A 739-nucleotide genomic window follows, 5' to 3' on the forward strand; every position below is an offset into this window, starting at 1 on the left:
ATTGTGATTGCAGAAAAAATTGATGGAGTCATCTACATCAAAGCTGCAGAGGAATACGACAGGCCATCTCCTAGTGACATGGTTGACCATTTGGTACATTTGAGTAAGACATGGAAGATGGTTGCAGTCGACGACACCAGTCCTGGATTGATCAAGGAACTGATAGGTTCCAATGTGGAGATACGAAAGGTCTCATTTAGAAGGGATCTGTCAAATATGACAATTACTGCTGCAAGCTATGTCAGACAAAGACGTGTTAGAATACATCCCAAGTTTACGCAATTGATTTCGCAGCTAAAGTCGGTTAGGTTCAATGATGCAGGGCATCCCGACAAGAGCGTGTTGTCATTTGACCTTGGTGATGCGTTTTTGATGGCAATACAGAAGATAGAGTCGTCTGACTGGTTCTGGGTTAGGTTTTGATGGTTCCATGGATAGGCGAAAAAGGTTAAGCAGATCTGGTGTGATATTGATACCATGATCTATGGAGTGTTGACTACGGATGCAGAGACAGGAGTAGCAATACAATGCGGTGGATGTGGCAAAAAAGCCAACGAGGGGTTTAACCTTGTCACTGCAATAGAAGAAGAATTTAATTTCTTGGAGATGTTGTTTATGGGTATTACCAATGCAACTATCAACAGGTGTTGCGTGGATAATTTTAGAAATGAATGTAGCAGGAGAAATTTTGAGTTTGAGATAACATCTAGTCCACCTGATGAGATCCTCAATGCTTTTT

At 41.5% G+C, this 739-nt stretch carries 2 protein-coding genes; both read left to right on the forward strand.

Translation table 11 applies throughout. The annotated features are described in order from the left end of the window. On the forward strand, window positions 1–423 hold a 423-nt coding region (locus DYY66_RS04770), incomplete at its 5' end, for a hypothetical protein (protein WP_166286664.1). Window positions 424–477: 54 nt separating this feature from the next. Continuing rightward, window positions 478–739, forward strand: a 262-nt coding sequence (locus DYY66_RS04775) for a hypothetical protein (RefSeq protein WP_166286666.1), incomplete at its 3' end; no start/stop codon positions are given.

It is taken from the genome of Candidatus Nitrosotalea sp. FS (assembly GCF_011319475.1).
Classification (GTDB): Archaea; Thermoproteota; Nitrososphaeria; order Nitrososphaerales; family Nitrosopumilaceae; genus Nitrosotalea.